At 43.5% G+C, this 15,527-nt stretch carries 10 protein-coding genes and 1 tRNA gene; 9 read left to right on the forward strand and 2 right to left on the reverse strand.

Annotation, left to right across the window (positions count from 1 at the left end):
- Window positions 1-173: 173 nt before the first annotated feature.
- The 5 genes from ACYQ0C_RS07625 to ACYQ0C_RS07645 all read left to right on the forward strand — a co-directional run bounded on the left by ACYQ0C_RS07625 (window position 174) and on the right by ACYQ0C_RS07645 (window position 8,654).
- A complete protein-coding gene (locus tag ACYQ0C_RS07625) occupies window positions 174-764 on the forward strand; it encodes an epoxyqueuosine reductase QueH (protein WP_016276738.1) in 591 nt (196 codons plus the stop codon).
- The gene (locus tag ACYQ0C_RS07630) at window positions 761-2,578 is read left to right on the forward strand and encodes a helix-turn-helix domain-containing protein (RefSeq protein WP_016276737.1); all 1,818 of its coding nucleotides are present in this window, start codon (window positions 761-763) and stop codon (window positions 2,576-2,578) included. Before ACYQ0C_RS07625 ends, ACYQ0C_RS07630 begins: the two co-directional genes overlap by 4 nt.
- A gap of 190 nt (window positions 2,579-2,768) precedes the next feature.
- A complete protein-coding gene (locus tag ACYQ0C_RS07635) occupies window positions 2,769-6,020 on the forward strand; it encodes a SusC/RagA family TonB-linked outer membrane protein (RefSeq protein ID WP_025077122.1) in 3,252 nt (1,083 codons plus the stop codon).
- Between the two features lie 12 nt (window positions 6,021-6,032).
- The gene (locus tag ACYQ0C_RS07640) at window positions 6,033-7,454 is read left to right on the forward strand and encodes a RagB/SusD family nutrient uptake outer membrane protein (protein WP_016276735.1); all 1,422 of its coding nucleotides are present in this window, start codon (window positions 6,033-6,035) and stop codon (window positions 7,452-7,454) included.
- Between the two features lie 18 nt (window positions 7,455-7,472).
- Window positions 7,473-8,654, forward strand: a complete 1,182-nt coding sequence (locus ACYQ0C_RS07645) for a TlpA disulfide reductase family protein (RefSeq protein WP_016276734.1) — start codon at window positions 7,473-7,475, stop codon at window positions 8,652-8,654.
- 162 nt (window positions 8,655-8,816) lie between these two features.
- On the opposite strand, the gene ACYQ0C_RS07650 is transcribed toward ACYQ0C_RS07645, so the two are convergent.
- A tRNA-Glu gene (locus ACYQ0C_RS07650) sits at window positions 8,817-8,891 on the reverse strand.
- Between the two features lie 142 nt (window positions 8,892-9,033).
- On the opposite strand from ACYQ0C_RS07650, the gene ACYQ0C_RS07655 reads away from it, so the two are divergent.
- The gene (locus ACYQ0C_RS07655) at window positions 9,034-10,323 is read left to right on the forward strand and encodes a DcaP family trimeric outer membrane transporter (protein ID WP_016276733.1); all 1,290 of its coding nucleotides are present in this window, start codon (window positions 9,034-9,036) and stop codon (window positions 10,321-10,323) included.
- 254 nt (window positions 10,324-10,577) lie between these two features.
- Here the strand turns inward: ACYQ0C_RS07655 and ACYQ0C_RS07660 are convergent, their stop codons facing one another.
- Window positions 10,578-11,942: a TrpB-like pyridoxal phosphate-dependent enzyme gene (locus ACYQ0C_RS07660; protein ID WP_016276732.1), complete on the reverse strand. Its 1,365-nt coding sequence runs from the start codon at window positions 11,940-11,942 to the stop codon at window positions 10,578-10,580.
- A gap of 195 nt (window positions 11,943-12,137) precedes the next feature.
- Between ACYQ0C_RS07660 and ACYQ0C_RS07665 the strand changes: the two genes are divergently transcribed.
- The 3 genes from ACYQ0C_RS07665 to ACYQ0C_RS07675 all read left to right on the forward strand — a co-directional run bounded on the left by ACYQ0C_RS07665 (window position 12,138) and on the right by ACYQ0C_RS07675 (window position 15,435).
- On the forward strand, window positions 12,138-13,967 hold the full coding sequence (locus tag ACYQ0C_RS07665; RefSeq protein WP_025018988.1) for a TrkH family potassium uptake protein: 1,830 nt from the start codon (window positions 12,138-12,140) through the stop codon (window positions 13,965-13,967).
- Window positions 13,968-13,969: 2 nt separating this feature from the next.
- Window positions 13,970-14,656 (forward strand): potassium channel family protein, encoded by a 687-nt coding sequence (locus ACYQ0C_RS07670; RefSeq protein ID WP_016276730.1) that lies wholly within the window; start codon window positions 13,970-13,972, stop codon window positions 14,654-14,656.
- Between the two features lie 209 nt (window positions 14,657-14,865).
- Complete coding sequence (locus ACYQ0C_RS07675; RefSeq protein ID WP_016276729.1) at window positions 14,866-15,435, forward strand: DUF4738 domain-containing protein; 570 nt, start codon at window positions 14,866-14,868, stop codon at window positions 15,433-15,435.
- Window positions 15,436-15,527 lie beyond the last annotated feature (92 nt).

The raw sequence follows: 15,527 nt of genomic DNA on the forward strand, positions 1-15,527 counted from the left end.
GTTTATGAGCTTGCAAACATGTTTTATCTTATGAATGAGTGATTTAAGTGAAAAATATAGGGGATAAGGAGTGAGGGTTTTATAATGAGTGGGTTACAACTGAAAGTGAGGGCTATATCGAAAAATTATATGAACCGTTAGCCAGTATGGCAAATATCTATTAAATTTGCCGTATGAAAAAGAAATTCCAGCTTGAAGTTCCGGGAGGAGCCGGCAAGGTGTTGCTCCATACTTGTTGTGCTCCTTGTTCATCAGCCATCATAGAGTGCTTGATGCAGCATGGTGTCACTCCGGTTATCTATTATTGTAATCCCAATATTTATCCGTTGGAGGAATACATTATCCGTAAAGATGAATGCACCCGGTACGCCCGGTCCCTGGGATTGAAAATTATAGATGCCGATTATGATCATGACGCCTGGCGTTGTCGAATGGCAGGAATGGAGCAAGAACCTGAAAGAGGAGGCCGTTGCCTGTGTTGTTTCAAGATGCGTTTGCAGGAAACCGCGCGTTATGCCCACGAGCACGGATTCTCGGTTATCACTACTACGCTTGCTTCCAGCCGTTGGAAAAGTCTGGAACAGATAGAGGAGGCGGGTCGATATGCTACGGCTTCTTATCCGGATGTCACTTATTGGGAACAGAACTGGCGCAAAGGCGGATTGAGCGAGCGTCGCATTGCTATCATCAAGGAATATAATTTCTATAATCAGCAATATTGTGGCTGCGAGTTCAGTATGCGGAAAGAAGAAAAGGAAGGATGACGGGAATGAAGATGCTTAAACTGTGGGTGGTTGTAATGTTATGGGGATTTTTGCCTGTTGTTTCGGAGGCACGGGAAGACATAAATAATGCCATAAATATGCAGTTGGAACATCTGAAACAACATCCTAAAGATAAAGAAGCGCTTCGGAAAGTTAGTTTTCTCTATCTGAACAAAGCTGATTATGATCAGGCTATCTTCTATGGACGACAATTGTTTGAGATAGGTTATGATGAACAGGATTACAATGGCGCTGTAATTTATTCTCATATTTGTCTGGGGCAGGCCCACATGATGAAGGGAAATGTAAAGGAGGCTTATAGTCATTTAGGGCAGGCCAGGCTGATAGGTGAAAGTAATAAAAATGATTCCGCCTTATGTTCCGTATATAATGGTCTGGGACTTTATGCATCGAATGTCCAGAAAGACTATTATCGTTCACTAACTTATTTCTTCCAAGGGGTTGAAGCTGCAAAGCGTTGTCATTATGACAGACTCTACTCCATTTTGCTTTCTAATATTGCCGGCATTTATTATTTGAAAAATGACAGCACAGGATTGAAATATGCCCTTGAATGTTATGAACTGGGACATGAACGGAAAGATCCTTATCTGATCTATAGTGGTTCAACCAATACCGCTTATATGTATTATTTGAAGAGTGACTATAATACAGCATTGAAATATATTCAGGAGGCGGAGTTCACCATGGTGCAGAATGATTTTTATGATCAATCAAACGTTTATAATCTTTATGGGTATATTCTGCACAAGTTGAATAAAGATGATGAAGCGATGGACTTTTTCCGGAAGGCTTTGGATTTGAAAGAACAGGGAAATATTTCTTCTGTGATGAATTCCTATTTGGGCTATGCCGGAATTTTAATGGAGCATCACCAGTATGACCGGGCTGTACGGATGCTGAAAGCCGGAATAGAATTGTCTTACCAACAGGCCAATGCCATTTATCGAAGTGATCTGTTGCAGGCTTTATCCCGATGTTATGAAGAAGATGGTATGCCGGTAGAGGCGTTGAAGTATCATAAGCTCTATCAGCTGGAAACGGATAGCTTGTATAATGCGGAAAAGGAACGTGCCGTGGGGGAGATACGCGCAAAATACGATATGGAACGGCAGGAAAACGAGATAAAACAGAATCGCCTGGAATTATTGGAAAAGGAAAATAAGATGCAACTGCTTATAGCCGGATTTATCTGTATCTTCATAGCCGCTTCTTTGCTATATTACTTATATTACAGAAAGAATAAGCTGTATCTTACCATTGTGAAGCAAAATCAGGATGCCATCCGGCGCGAACAGCAATTGCAGCACAAAATAGACGAGCAGTTTGCAGAGATAGACCGCCAGTCCGCTCTTTTACAAGAACATCTTACAGACCCGGCGAAAACTTCTTTGCCGCAACCTGAGAAATATGCGTCATCCTCGCTGACGGATGAAAAGAAGCAGGATTTATTTCTGCGTCTGGAAACGTTGTTGCAGGAGGAGAAGGTATTTACAGACAATTTGCTGACCAAAGAGAAAGTAGCGGAAATGTTGGGAACTAATCGTACTTATCTCTCCCAGATCATCAATGAGCAGACCAAGCAGACTTTTACTCAGTTTGTAAATGGTTTCCGCACAAAAGAGGCAGTCCGTTTACTTTCCGATCCGGATAACCAAACTCCGTTAAAGGCGATTTCTGCTGAGTTGGGCTTTAATTCCATGACTACTTTCTACAGCCAGTTCCAGACGGCTACCGGTATGACTCCCGCCCAGTATAGAAACAAAGTGCAGGAATTGCATAAAAATAGATAATCTGTTAATCTGATATCATTAATTTATCCAAATGCAGCAATTGCCGCATTTGGATAATCTCTTTTTGCTATAATTTGAAACTTTATGCATTAATTTGCTATCGATGTTACAAGCTGCAAGACTGTTTTAGCAATGAAATGAGACTTAAAAAGGGATTATGAACAGTATTAATATTAAATCTATGAAGAGTATGAAACATTCAGATTACCACGGAAAGCTGCTTCGGCTGGTGATGATTTTCGTAGCATTGTTTTTGTATGGAACAATGTCCTATGCACAAACAGACCGGATGATCAGCGGTATAGTTGTAGATGAGAATGGAGCCCCCCTGCCTGCCGCTCACATCCGCCAGGTGAGCCAGACGAAAGGGGAGGAACTGGCTGCCGTCATAACCGATATGAACGGGCATTTCCGGCTGACCCTGCTCCGCACGGCGAAAGAGATAGAAGTTTCTTTTTTGGGCTATGAATCAAAAAAAGTAAGACTGACAAGTGCGGAAAGTTACAGGATAGCCTTGGAGCCGGCCTCCGAACTGCTGGACGAGGTGGTGGTGACCGGATATCAGACTATCTCCCGGGAACGGGCCACCGGGTCATTTGCAAAAGTGGATTCAAAAAAGTTGGAAACCCAACGATTAAGCAGTGTCGGCTCATTGATGGAGGGAAGAATAGCGGGTTATAGTGACGGCAAGATACGTGGTGTAACTTCGATGAACGGACTCACTACTCCTCTGTACGTGATTGATGGGTTTCCGGTAGAGAAAACGATTTCTGACGGACGGGGTAACTGGGTGGAAAATGTGCCTGATCTGAATATAGAGGATATTGAGAATATTACGGTATTAAAAGATGCTGCAGCTACATCTATCTATGGTGCCCGTGCTGCCAATGGAGTAGTGGTCATCACGACCAAAAAGGCAGGAAAGAATCAGCTGAATGTTTCATTTTCAGCGACACTGACAGTACGTCCTTATCATTTTTATACCGGTCATTTGGCTGGTACGGCCGACATGATAGAGATGGAAAAGGAATGGGCGGCCATGAATCCTAATCTTCAGGGGGAGGGAGCGTCCGGATATGCGCAGAATTTGTTGGATAACGCGTCCATGTATTCCTATCTGGGGGCACAGGCCATTTTAAAACATCATACAGGTGCGATCAGCGAAACACAGATGGAGCAGACCTTGCATGAATTGGCTTCGCGGGGATTTCGTTATTACGATGATGTGAAGAAATATGGTAAACGAAATCCGTTTTCACAACAATATAACTTGAATATCGGGCGTGGAACGGAAAAAAATACGTTTAATGCTTCGCTGTCTTACCGGAATAACCGGGAAGAGGATAAATATACTGACAGCGAGAGTTTCGGCTTGAATTTGCTGAACACTACCCGGCTTACTTCATGGCTGACTTTGGACTTGGGAACGTATCTGAATTATGGAGACGGTACGACGCAGAGTTATAATCTGACCTCACCGGGATATAATTATGTTCCCTATAGTTCATTGTTGAACGGTGATGGAAGCTATTATACCAACACGGCTGCCGACCGGTACAGCAAGTCGCAGCAGGAAATTATTTCTTCTTACGGATTGTATAGTATGGATATTACTCCTTTGGACGAATTGGGAAGAAACTTGTTGAAGAGCAGGAATTTCAGTAACCGTACTTTTGCGAGACTTAATTTAAAATTCACAGATTGGTTGAGATACGCGGCTTCATTCCAATATGAAGTGGGAGAGTACAAGACCAGCCAGTTGCAGGACAAGGAAAGCTATGATGTACGTAATAAAGTCAATGCCTTTGCTACTGATGCAGACGGGAGCAGCCGGGTTGTTTACAATCTTCCTTATGGTAATATATATACAACGGGGACTAATAGTATCCGTGCTTATAATTTCCGTCAGCAAGTGGACTTTAATAAGACATTTGCGGAAAAACATGATGTGACCGCTCTGTTCGGTATGGAGATACGTGAAAACAAGACGGAATACAATAATAGAAAATACTATAACTACGATCCGGCCTTGCTGACTTATGATCTGATTGATGAACGGGTCTTGAGTAATACATATACCGGGGTATTGGGTAGTTATGTATCATTCAGCAAGAATGATATCTCCAGCATTTATGAACTGGTGAATCGTTTTGTCTCTTTTTATGGCAATGCCGCCTACACGTATGACAGTAAATATATGGTGACGGGAAGTATTCGTTGGGATCGTACCAATTTGTTTGCTACCGGTTCCAAGTATCAGAAGAAACCCATCTGGTCGGTAGGTGCTGCCTGGAATGTGGATAAGGAATCTTTTTTTGAAGTTCCATTTGTGAATATGATGAAATTTCGTTTCAGTTATGGTATCGGTGGTAACATCGCCAAGAATTCTGCTCCTTATATGACGGCTTATTACAATAATAATACCCATGTAGGTGGCATAGAAGGGACGATCAGTAACCGTCCTAATCCTGATTTGCGGTGGGAAAAGACAACCACAACTAATATTGGTGTGGATTTCTCTATGTTTAGAAACCGCTTGAACGGTTCTATTGAATATTATAATAAGTCGGGTGTGGATTTGTTGGCCAATACCAATGGAGTACCTACCGAAGGATTTGGCTATTCTACTTATACCATGAATAATGGAAAAATGAGAAACCGAGGATTCGAGCTGACCCTTTCCGGTGATGTCATTACGGGAAAAGACTGGAACTGGAATGTAGGTGGTGTGCTGGGGTACAATAAGAATAAAGTGACCTATGTCAATGTGAAGGCGCCTGCTATTTTTCTTCAATTCGATTATCCTGCTGCCTATCCCCGTGTCGGAGTGCCTTATGATGCCATTTATGGCTATCAGTGGGCGGGGCTGGATGATAAAGGACAGCCTCAGGTGTATGACTCGGAAGGAAATATCCATGTAAGCAGCTCACCGCAGAAAGTGGAGGATGCCGTGTATTTGGGGACGTCTGTTCCGGTTTATACCGGGGCGGTTAATACCAATCTCCGTTATAAGAATTGGGAGCTGGCTGCTCAACTGCTGTTTGAAGGAGGACACAAGATGCGGAACACCAATATAGCTTATCCGGGATTGGGAGTGACAAGCAAGGATGTCAGCCGGCGCTGGCGTCAGCCTGGTGATGAGGCATATACCAATGTGCCGCGTTATGTATCACCGGAAAGCAGGGATTATAACTATTATTCATCCGATCTTTATTATAAAGCTTCCATCCATGTACTGGATGCCGATAACTGGCGTTTGAAGAATCTCTCCGTCACTTATCATATCCCCACAAGTATATGCCGGAAATTTTATGTAAAGAACGCACGCATCATGCTGGGCATGGAGAATGTGTTCACTTTGGCTAAAAGCCGTGATGTGAAATGGATGCTTGGGGGATATAGTAAACCGAATTATTTGTGTAATGTCAACTTGAACTTTTAAAGGAGAGGCAATATGAAAAAGATACTATTTATGATCATGAGTGTGCTGGGGTGGATGAATCTGACCTCTTGTAATGACTATCTGGATATTGTGCCTAAAGGGAATAAGATTCCGGCTACCTTGGCTGATTTTGAAGCATTGTTGCGAGATGAATATACCATTGGCTATATTCCTGTTACAAATAGTCTTTATTTGTTGAATGATAAATTTGTAGGACAAAGTAGCCTGAATAGCGTTACCCTTACGAGTGTCAATTATCTGTGGAATGAAACAGCGGACAGAATTGTGTTGAACAATCAGGACGAAGGAACCTACTATCGCAGTTATATGGCTGTTTCTACTTGTAATCTTTTGTTGGAGCATGTTCCCGTTGCAACCGAAGCGACTGATTCCGAACGCAATGAGGTGATGGCTTATGCCAAAGTGATTCGTGCTATGAGCTATTATATATTGGCTAATTATTATGCGGACACTTATGTCGCTGCAACTGCCGGAACAAAACTGAGTGTGCCTTTGATAACCAGTGCCGATATCAATGCTCCCCACAAACAGGTCACTATTCAGGAAATCTATGATTTCATGATTAAAGATGTGAAAGAAGCCATACAGCAAGGATTGCCCCGACAGTCAAAGACTGTGATCCATCCCAATTTGGGAGCGGCCTATGCCTTTTTGGCGCGGGTCTATCTGCAAATGGCGAATTACGAAGAAGCGCTGAAGTATGCGGATATGGCTTTGGAGCAGAATGATAATCTGTATGACTGGACTTCTTATTACGACACTCATAAGGAAGCTATTACAAAAGAAGGAAGTTATCCGTCATTACCGTCAGCGGCAGGATATGACTATGTGGAGAATTACTACTTCCGTTGTGGAGAAGGTAACCCGAACTATGCTACCGGTGAACTCAATATTCCGGTGGAACGTGCGGCGGGTTTCGAGGAAGGTGACGCACGTTTTCTTTCCCGCTGGAAACTGCGTACAGTAAATCAGGATACTTACTATCAAGGTTTGGCCAGAGGATATTTCAATGGGGCCGGTCTGACTACGTGCGAGGTATATCTCATCAAGGCCGAATGTTTGGCGCGCCGGGCCACAGGTAATGATTTCTCTGCTGCTATGGATGTGTTGAACAAGGTACGTAAGACCCGTATTCTGCCGGAAGTATATCAACCCTTGCAGGTTTCAACTTTGACCGAAGCTATTGACTTGATCCGACGTACGAAAGACAATGACTTGATTTTCACGATTGTGCCATTCGCTGATGCCCGGCGGTTTAACGCCGAAGGTACTTTTGCACGTACACTGTCTAAAACATGGAAAGGGCAGACTTACACATTAATCCCGGCCTCACATCTTTGGATCATGCCTTTCCCGGCAGGTGCCGTTCAGAATCCGGGTAATGGAACGATCACTCAAAATGTATCTAAATAACCTATAAAAACAGATTTTATGAAATTGATGTATTTATTAGCAACATCCGCCGTCGTTTTAGTGATGATGGCATCTTGTGTCCGGCAGCCGGCAACGGGGTACACACTGACAGCTGCAATTGATGGAATTCCTGACGGAACTCATGTACAGTTATTTCCCGTAAGCCATAGTCATGAAAAACCGGTGGCGGACACTACGGTTGTAGATGGAAAATTTATATTTAAAGGGGTGGCGGATGAACCTCTGGCTGTACGGTTGATGGTGAAAGACGCATACGGTTTCATGCCTCTGATGTTGGAGAATGGCAGTATAAGCGTGGAGGGTAAGGTGACTTCTGAAAATCTTAATGGAACTGTGAATTATAATTTCTCACAGGTTTCAGTGACAGGATCGCCTTTGACGGACAGATATGTGAAATTATTGAGCGCACGTGAGGCTTTGGATTCTATTTATGTGGCAAATAACGAGAAGTTTAAGGATATCCGTGCTGCCTATGGAGAAGCGAGAGGTGCCAAAGATAAGAATTTGATGGATTCTGTCGTTGCTACGGAGGCTTACAAAGCCTCTGCCGTGGCCGATAGTCTGTTCTTTGCTACGGTAGAGGCCACTTACCATAAAATAGTTATGGACAATAAGGATTCTTATTGGGGTCCTCTGATGATGATCAGTTTGTTTGCTTATCTTACCGAAGAGCAGAAACCGTGGTATGATGCCTTGTCGGAAGAGGCCAAGCATTCCCGCTATGGAGAAATGGTGAAAGAGAGTGTGGCTCCTGATAGTAAGGTCGGCTCTAAAGTGCCTGTCTTTACGGCTAAGTCACAAGATGGGAAATCGGTAACTTTAACCGATTTATGCCAAGGCAAGAAGTACATTCTTATTGATTTTTGGGCATCGTGGTGTAACCCCTGCCGTAAGGAGATTCCTAATTTGAAAAAACTCTATACGCAATATGCAGACAAGGGTTTCCAGATTGTAAGTATCTCCATTGACAAAAAGGAGGCGGAATGGACAAAAGCGCTGAAAGAAGAACAGCTTCAGTGGCCTAATTATCTGGATACTGAAGGTATTGCCGATATATATAAAGTGAAATTTGTTCCTACTATGTATTTGATAGATGCCCAAGGGGTCATGGTAGGAGAGAATCTTCGTGGTGAGGCTTTGGCAAACAAACTGGCCGAACTTTTCGGGGAGATTGAATAAGCATTTTCTTTTTATGACATTCTGACACAGAACGGGACTGATTCAATGAATAAGTTGGATCTGTCCCGTTGTCTTTCGGACTGACCTCCTATTATATACCAGGGTGGCCTAAAGGCTGGATAAAAATAAAAAAGCTGTCGATTTGTCGACAGCTTTTTTATTTGGTAGCCCGTGGGGGAATCGAACCCCCCTTTCAAGAATGAAAATCTTGCGTCCTAACCGATAGACGAACGGGCCATCCTTTTTGCCGAGGATTTCTCTCTCGATTGCGGGTGCAAAGGTAGTGACTTTTTTTGAATATGCAAACTTTTCCCAAACTTTTTTCTAAACTTTTTGTTCATTGTCCATTGAATTGACTATTTACCTAAACTTAACTTTTATGAAAACTATCTTTAAATCAATGAGTTGTGTCGCATTGTGCGCAATTATTGCTGCACCGGTGTTTGCGCAACAAAAAGATCTTTATCCGGAGCCGGAAGGGCCGGGACCTGTTGTTATTATCTCAAAAGATAAAAATGGAAAGGAAGAATTAATTAATGTATTTGAAGAAACGCAGCGTCCGCACTTCCATGATCCCCGTGCTCCTCGTTTTTTACTTACTGACCAGCAGGGAAAGTTTGCATTGGGCATCGGTGGTTATTTGAAGACTACGATGGAGTATGATTTTCATGGAATAGTGGATGATGTTGATTTTATTCCTGCATTCATTCCGCAACCGGGAGCTACTGCCGTCCGCAACCAGTTCCAGATGGATGCAAGTACTTCCACTATCTTTTTAAAATTGGTGGGCAGAACCAGGCATCTGGGCAACTTCATCGTTTATACGGCCGGCAACTTCCGTGGAAGCGGAAAGACTTTTGAATTGCGGAATGCTTATTTATCCTTCCTGGGCTTTACCATGGGATATGATACCGGATTGTTTATGGACCTTGCCGCAGCTCCTCCGACGATTGATTTTCAAGGTCCTGATGGAATGACCTTCTATCGTGCCACCCAGTTGCGTTATGAAGTCAGTCTGATTAAAGGTCTGAAAGTGGGTATCGGTGTGGAAATGCCTTCAGTAGACGGAACTCCGGCAAAGAATGTGAGAATCGGCAAGCAACGGATGCCGGATGTTCCTGCTTATGTGCAGTATTCTTGGGCAAAGGCTGGTCATATACGTGTGGGGGGGATCTTGCGGAGCACGACTTATGAGGATCAGGTGAATAATAAGGCAAAGTCATTGACCGGTTGGGGGATACAGGCATCGGGAACGGCAAGACTGGGTAATTTCCAGCTTTACGGACAATATACTTATGGTAAAGGTATTGCTCAATATTTGAATGATATCAGCAACTTGAATGTAGATATCGTTCCCGTGGCGGATGAATCCGGACGTATGCAGGTACTCCCCATGAAAGGCTGGTATGCCGGATTGCAATATAACTTTTCGAAACGGGTATTCGCATCGGCCACGTATAGCCGGTCACGCCTGTTTACGGAAGACTGCTATGCTCACTTTTATGAAACCCAATATAAAAAAGGGCAGTATCTGGTTGCCAATGTGTTCTGGAATATAAGTCATAACCTGCAGGTGGGTGCGGAATATCTGCATGGCTGGAGAGAGAATTTTAATGATGTAAACCGTGAGGCAAACCGTATAAACCTGAGTGCGCAATATAATTTCTAACTTATCTATGCCTCCACGCTTGTATGGTTAAGCCTTTTGGGGCGACCGGCTGAACATATCCTTTCTATCTAGCTTGGAGCTAACTCCCAAGCTTATGAAGATAACTCCAAAGGCTATGGGGTTAACTCCGCAAGCTTGGGAGATAGAATTTATCAGTAAGAGAACTCTTAACTTGAAGGATACAAATGCTTAGGTTGCCGTAACTTATGGAATCATATATCCTTTCTGTATCCTTTGTCCGTTTTATGTTCTGATTACATGTCTTTTATCTCATCCAGGTTCTTTTGGATATCTTCGTCTTTCAACTCGTAATTCATCAAGTTGCCTGCCAAGTATTGGTCGTATGAAGCCATATCAATCAGCCCGTGACCTGAAAGGTTGAACAGGATTACTTTTTCTTCGCCGGATTCTTTGCATTTGTTTGCCTCACGCACGGCGGCGGCGATGGCATGGCACGATTCAGGAGCCGGAATAATACCTTCGGCCTGAGCGAACAAGCAACCAGCCTGGAAAGATTCCAATTGTTGGATATCAACCGCTTCCATCAGATTGTCTTTCAATAATTGTGAGACAATGACGCCCGCGCCATGATAGCGGAGTCCGCCCGCGTGTATGTTGGCCGGAGAGAAATTGTGTCCCAACGTAAACATGGGCAACAGCGGCGTATATCCGGCTTCATCGCCAAAGTCGTACTGGAATTTGCCACGGGTCAGTTTCGGGCATGAAGCAGGTTCGGCGGCAATGTATCGGGTCTGTTTTCCATCAAGGATAGTATGGCGCATGAACGGGAAGCAGATTCCTCCGAAATTGGAACCGCCGCCAAAGCAACCGATAACCATGTCGGGATATTCGCCTGCCATTTCCATTTGCTTTTCGGCTTCCAGGCCGATAACCGTTTGATGCAGCGTGACGTGGCTTAATACCGACCCTAGTGTATATTTACAGTTGGGAGTGTTCATTGCCAGTTCGATAGCTTCGGAGATAGCTGTTCCCAGTGAACCTTGGTAGTTGGGGTTACGGGTGATGATATCCTTGCCGGCACGGGTGGACATGGAGGGAGAGGCGGTGACTGTTGCTCCGAATGTCTGCATAATGCTGCGGCGGTAGGGTTTCTGATTATAGCTGATTTTTACCTGATAAACGGCAGCTTCCAGTCCGAACACTTTTGCGGCATACGATAGAGCGGCTCCCCATTGTCCGGCACCGGTCTCTGTAGTGACATTGGTCACACCTTCTTCCTTGCAATAATACGCTTGGGCCAGAGCCGAGTTCAGTTTGTGGGAGCCGATGGGGCTGACGCTTTCATTCTTGAAATAAATGTGTGCGGGAGTTCCCAGTGCTTTTTCCAGTCCGTAGGCACGTACCAATGGTGTGCTGCGATAGTATTTGTACATTTCGCGCACTGCTTCGGGGATTTCAATCCATGCGTCTGTCTGGTTCAATTCCTGTTTGCAAAGTTCTTTGGCAAAAATGGGGTAGAGATCCTCCGGTTTCAGCGCTTCTTTGGTCTTAGGATTCAACGGCGGCATGGGTTTGGTCTTCATGTCTGCCTGTATGTTGTACCAGTATTTGGGTATTTCATCCTCTGGTAAGATAAAACGCTTCTGTTTTGTGCTCATAATCTTTCAATTTAATAGTTTTGCGGTCAAAATTAAGTAAAAAAAGTATTCCTTACTAATTTTCAACTGCTTTTTTGTCGCGAACAATAAAAAAAGGGGGCGTCAGAGTAAAAACGTGAAGTTATTTGTTATTATAGACAGAGATATGAATATTTTGATTAAGTTTGTTTTTTGTTAATGCAAGATAATATCGACATGGAACTTTTACACAAATTGTTTATCTATCGTAAGAAGTTGGTAAAACCGTACATAGAGCAATTGCTGAAGTGGACGGACGGGATAACTTATATGATGTCGGCCTTGTTAATCCTTACCTTGGTTTACGAACATGGATTTCTTATTTCTTTTGAAGAAATGGAGGTGATAAACACGTTGTATCATTTTGTCTGGATTGTTTTTCTGGTTGATATTTCGCTGCATCTTTTATTGAATTACTCGGACACGAAGCGGAAGTACCGGGGGCTGGCGTGGATACTGAGTCTGATGCTTTATCTGACTTTGATTCCGGTTATTTTCCATGAACCGGAGGTGCAAGGGGGAATTCATGATTTCTGGTCTTTTTTCCACAGCCGTTTGTATCATGTGGTGTTGCTCACTTTGCTTTCGCTGCTGCAATTGTCTAATGGGATAGTCCGGCTGCTGGGCAGGCGTACCAATCCGTCTTTGATCTTTGCATCCAGTTTTCTCATATTTATTCTGATAGGTGCGGCGTTGCTGATGCTTCCGCGTGCCACTTATCATGGTATTTCCTTTATCGATGCTCTGTTTACCGCTACCAGTGCCACTTGTGTCACGGGGCTGGTTTCGGTCGATGTTTCCTCTACATTTACGCCCGAGGGGTTGTTCATCATTATCATGCTGATACAAATCGGTGGTTTGGGAGTCATGACTCTGACCAGTTTCTTCGCCATGTTTTTTATGGGGAATACTTCGCTCTACAATCAGTTGGTGGTTCGTGATATGGTAAGCTCACAGTCACTCAGTTCGCTGCTTTCTACCTTATTATATATATTGGGGTTTACACTGGCGATAGAGGCTGCGGGGATGGGGGTTATTTTTCTGAGTATTCACGGCACTATGGGTATGGATCTTGAAGAGGAACTGGCTTTCTCTGCTTTCCATGCCATTTCTGCTTTCTGCAATGCCGGATTCTCCACCTTGTATGGAAACCTGGGTAATGAACTGGTGCTTCATAATCATAATTTGCTGTACATCACTATCTCTTTCCTGATTATACTGGGAGGTATCGGTTTCCCGATTCTGGTAAATCTGTATGAGACGGTTTCTTACGAAGCCAAGCGCTTGTTTCAACGTTATGTCAAAAAGAATAAGAGGACAATCCGTAAAATACATTTATATAACTTGAATACCCGTATTGTACTGATTATGACAGCAATTTTGCTGGTGACGGGTACTGTGGCCATTGTCTTTTTCGAGTGGAATCATGCTTTTGCGGGAATGACGGCTGCAGAGAAATGGGTACAAGGTTTCTTTAATGCGACTTGTCCGCGTACAGCCGGGTTCTCCAGCGTAGGCATGACTACTTTCAGCGTGCAGACACTGTTGCTGATGGTGGTGCTGATGATGATCGGTGGTGGCACGCAGTCTACGGCCGGTGGTGTGAAGGTGAATGTGTTTGCCGTAGTCATGTTGAACTTGCGTGCTATTCTTATCGGTGCCGATAAGGTCAATATTTTCAACAGAGAGTTGTCTCATGATTCCATCCGGCGTTCCAATGCCACATTGATTCTTTATCTGCTGATTGTTTTTGCGGGTATCTTCAGTTTAAGCATTCTAGAGCCGCAGGCTTCAGTGATGGCGCTGGTCTTTGAGTGTACTTCGGCACTCAGTACGGTGGGTTCCAGCTTGGATCTGACACCTGCTTTGGGAAGTGACAGCAAACTGATTGTCATTGTTCTGATGTTTATCGGGCGGGTAGGTGTGCTTACTTTGATATCCAGCCTTATTAAACAGAAGAAAATTACGAAATATAAATATCCGAGTGATAACATCATAATCAACTAGTTATGAAATATATTATTATTGGTTTAGGTAATTATGGCGGTGTGTTGGCCGAAGAACTTTCCGTTTTGGGGCATGAGGTGATAGGAGTGGATGCAAACGAGCATCGTGTGGATGTGTTGAAGGATAAAATCGCGACTTCCTTTATTATTGATGCTACGGACGAACAGTCGCTCAGTGTGCTGCCGCTGAAAGATGTGGATGTGGTTATTGTTGCTATCGGCGAGGACTTTGGTTCTTCGGTACGTGTGGTGGCGCTGCTGAAAAAGAAAGGGGTGAAACATATCTATGCCCGTGCGGTGGATGATGTGCATAAGACTGTGCTTGAGGCTTTTAATCTGGACAGCATTCTGACACCGGAGAAAGAAGCGGCACGCAGCTTGGTCCGGTTGCTGGATCTTCATGTCCATGTGGAGTCTTTCCGGATTGACGAGGAACATTATGTGATGAAGTTCAAGCTTCCTTCTTGTTTTATAGGCTATAAGGTGAGTGACCTGTCATTGGAGACTGAGTTTAATCTAAAAATCATCGCATTGATAAAAGGGGAGAAAGTGCTGAACAGTTTGGGCATCTCGATATGGGAGCGTCAAGTGGAAAATCATTTTGAGGAAGATTATGAGCTGGAGGAAGAAGATCTTTTAGTCTGTTATGGACTTTATAAGAATTTCATGGACTTTTGGAAGGCGTTGTAGCAGGAAGTCTTTCAATGAACGTTTTTTTTCAGGTGAGATTAAACCTTTTCTTTTTTATTTAGTCTAATCAGATAAATAATTTAGTTTAGTTTTTAGTTTTCTCTGAAGGCCGGCCAATGTGATATTGCCCGGTTTTCGCTTTTTATGGAGCTTTTCTTGTGAGTGTCCGTTACTTTTTGTTACTTTGTCGCCTAGAAATAGAGAGTTAGATGAAACAGATATATTTTTTATTGGTCGTTTTGTTGGTTGTAATGACCGCTTGCGGAGGCAAGAAAGATGCTTCCGGTGATGCAGAACAATTGATGTTCCAGATAGACAGTGTGGATCATGTGACAGGTTTGCAGCGTATGCAGGTTTCACGTATAGACCAGCAGATTGTCTGTGGCGGGAAAAAATATAATTTGTTCATAGAGCGTGCTCCCAGTGATTCCCTGCCCTCGGTTAAAAGTGACTTGGGCCTTTTTGCCGACAATCGTATAGTTGTTAGAATCTCCCGTGAGAATGGAAGCCGGGTTTTTGCCAAGACCTTTACCAAGCAAAACTTCTCCGGATTTGTGAGTGCTGACAATCTCCGTCATTTTATATTGGAAGGTGTGGTATTCGATGAGGAGAAGACCCGTGAGGGAAAAAATATCATATTGGCTGCCAGTGTGAGTTATCCTCAGACAGATTTGTATATTCCTTTCTCTATCACTATTACCCCTGAAGGAAAAATGAGCATGTCTAAAAATGAGGATATGGGGGAACTTCCTCCAGTATTGGGCGACAGCCTTAATTAAATCTAAAATGCAGGAATATTTTTTCACGTCATAATCTTTTTAGGTGGTTGGTTGTTGGTATGGCATTAACTAACTAAAGAATAAATTAGATT

Source organism: Phocaeicola sartorii JCM 17136 = DSM 21941, from assembly GCF_054653615.1.

Excerpts from the sequence above, each read along its gene's own strand:
- ACYQ0C_RS07625 (WP_016276738.1), top strand. The coding sequence starts at position 174 with ATGAAAAAGAAATTCCAGCTTGAAGTTCCGGGAGGAGCCGGCAAGGTG.
- ACYQ0C_RS07630 (WP_016276737.1), top strand. The coding sequence starts at position 761 with ATGACGGGAATGAAGATGCTTAAACTGTGGGTGGTTGTAATGTTATGG.
- ACYQ0C_RS07635 (WP_025077122.1), top strand. The coding sequence starts at position 2,769 with ATGAAACATTCAGATTACCACGGAAAGCTGCTTCGGCTGGTGATGATT.
- ACYQ0C_RS07640 (WP_016276735.1), top strand. The coding sequence starts at position 6,033 with ATGAAAAAGATACTATTTATGATCATGAGTGTGCTGGGGTGGATGAAT.
- ACYQ0C_RS07645 (WP_016276734.1), top strand. The coding sequence starts at position 7,473 with ATGAAATTGATGTATTTATTAGCAACATCCGCCGTCGTTTTAGTGATG.
- ACYQ0C_RS07655 (WP_016276733.1), top strand. The coding sequence starts at position 9,034 with ATGAAAACTATCTTTAAATCAATGAGTTGTGTCGCATTGTGCGCAATT.
- ACYQ0C_RS07660 (WP_016276732.1), bottom strand. The coding sequence starts at position 11,942 with ATGAGCACAAAACAGAAGCGTTTTATCTTACCAGAGGATGAAATACCC.
- ACYQ0C_RS07665 (WP_025018988.1), top strand. The coding sequence starts at position 12,138 with ATGGAACTTTTACACAAATTGTTTATCTATCGTAAGAAGTTGGTAAAA.
- ACYQ0C_RS07670 (WP_016276730.1), top strand. The coding sequence starts at position 13,970 with ATGAAATATATTATTATTGGTTTAGGTAATTATGGCGGTGTGTTGGCC.
- ACYQ0C_RS07675 (WP_016276729.1), top strand. The coding sequence starts at position 14,866 with ATGAAACAGATATATTTTTTATTGGTCGTTTTGTTGGTTGTAATGACC.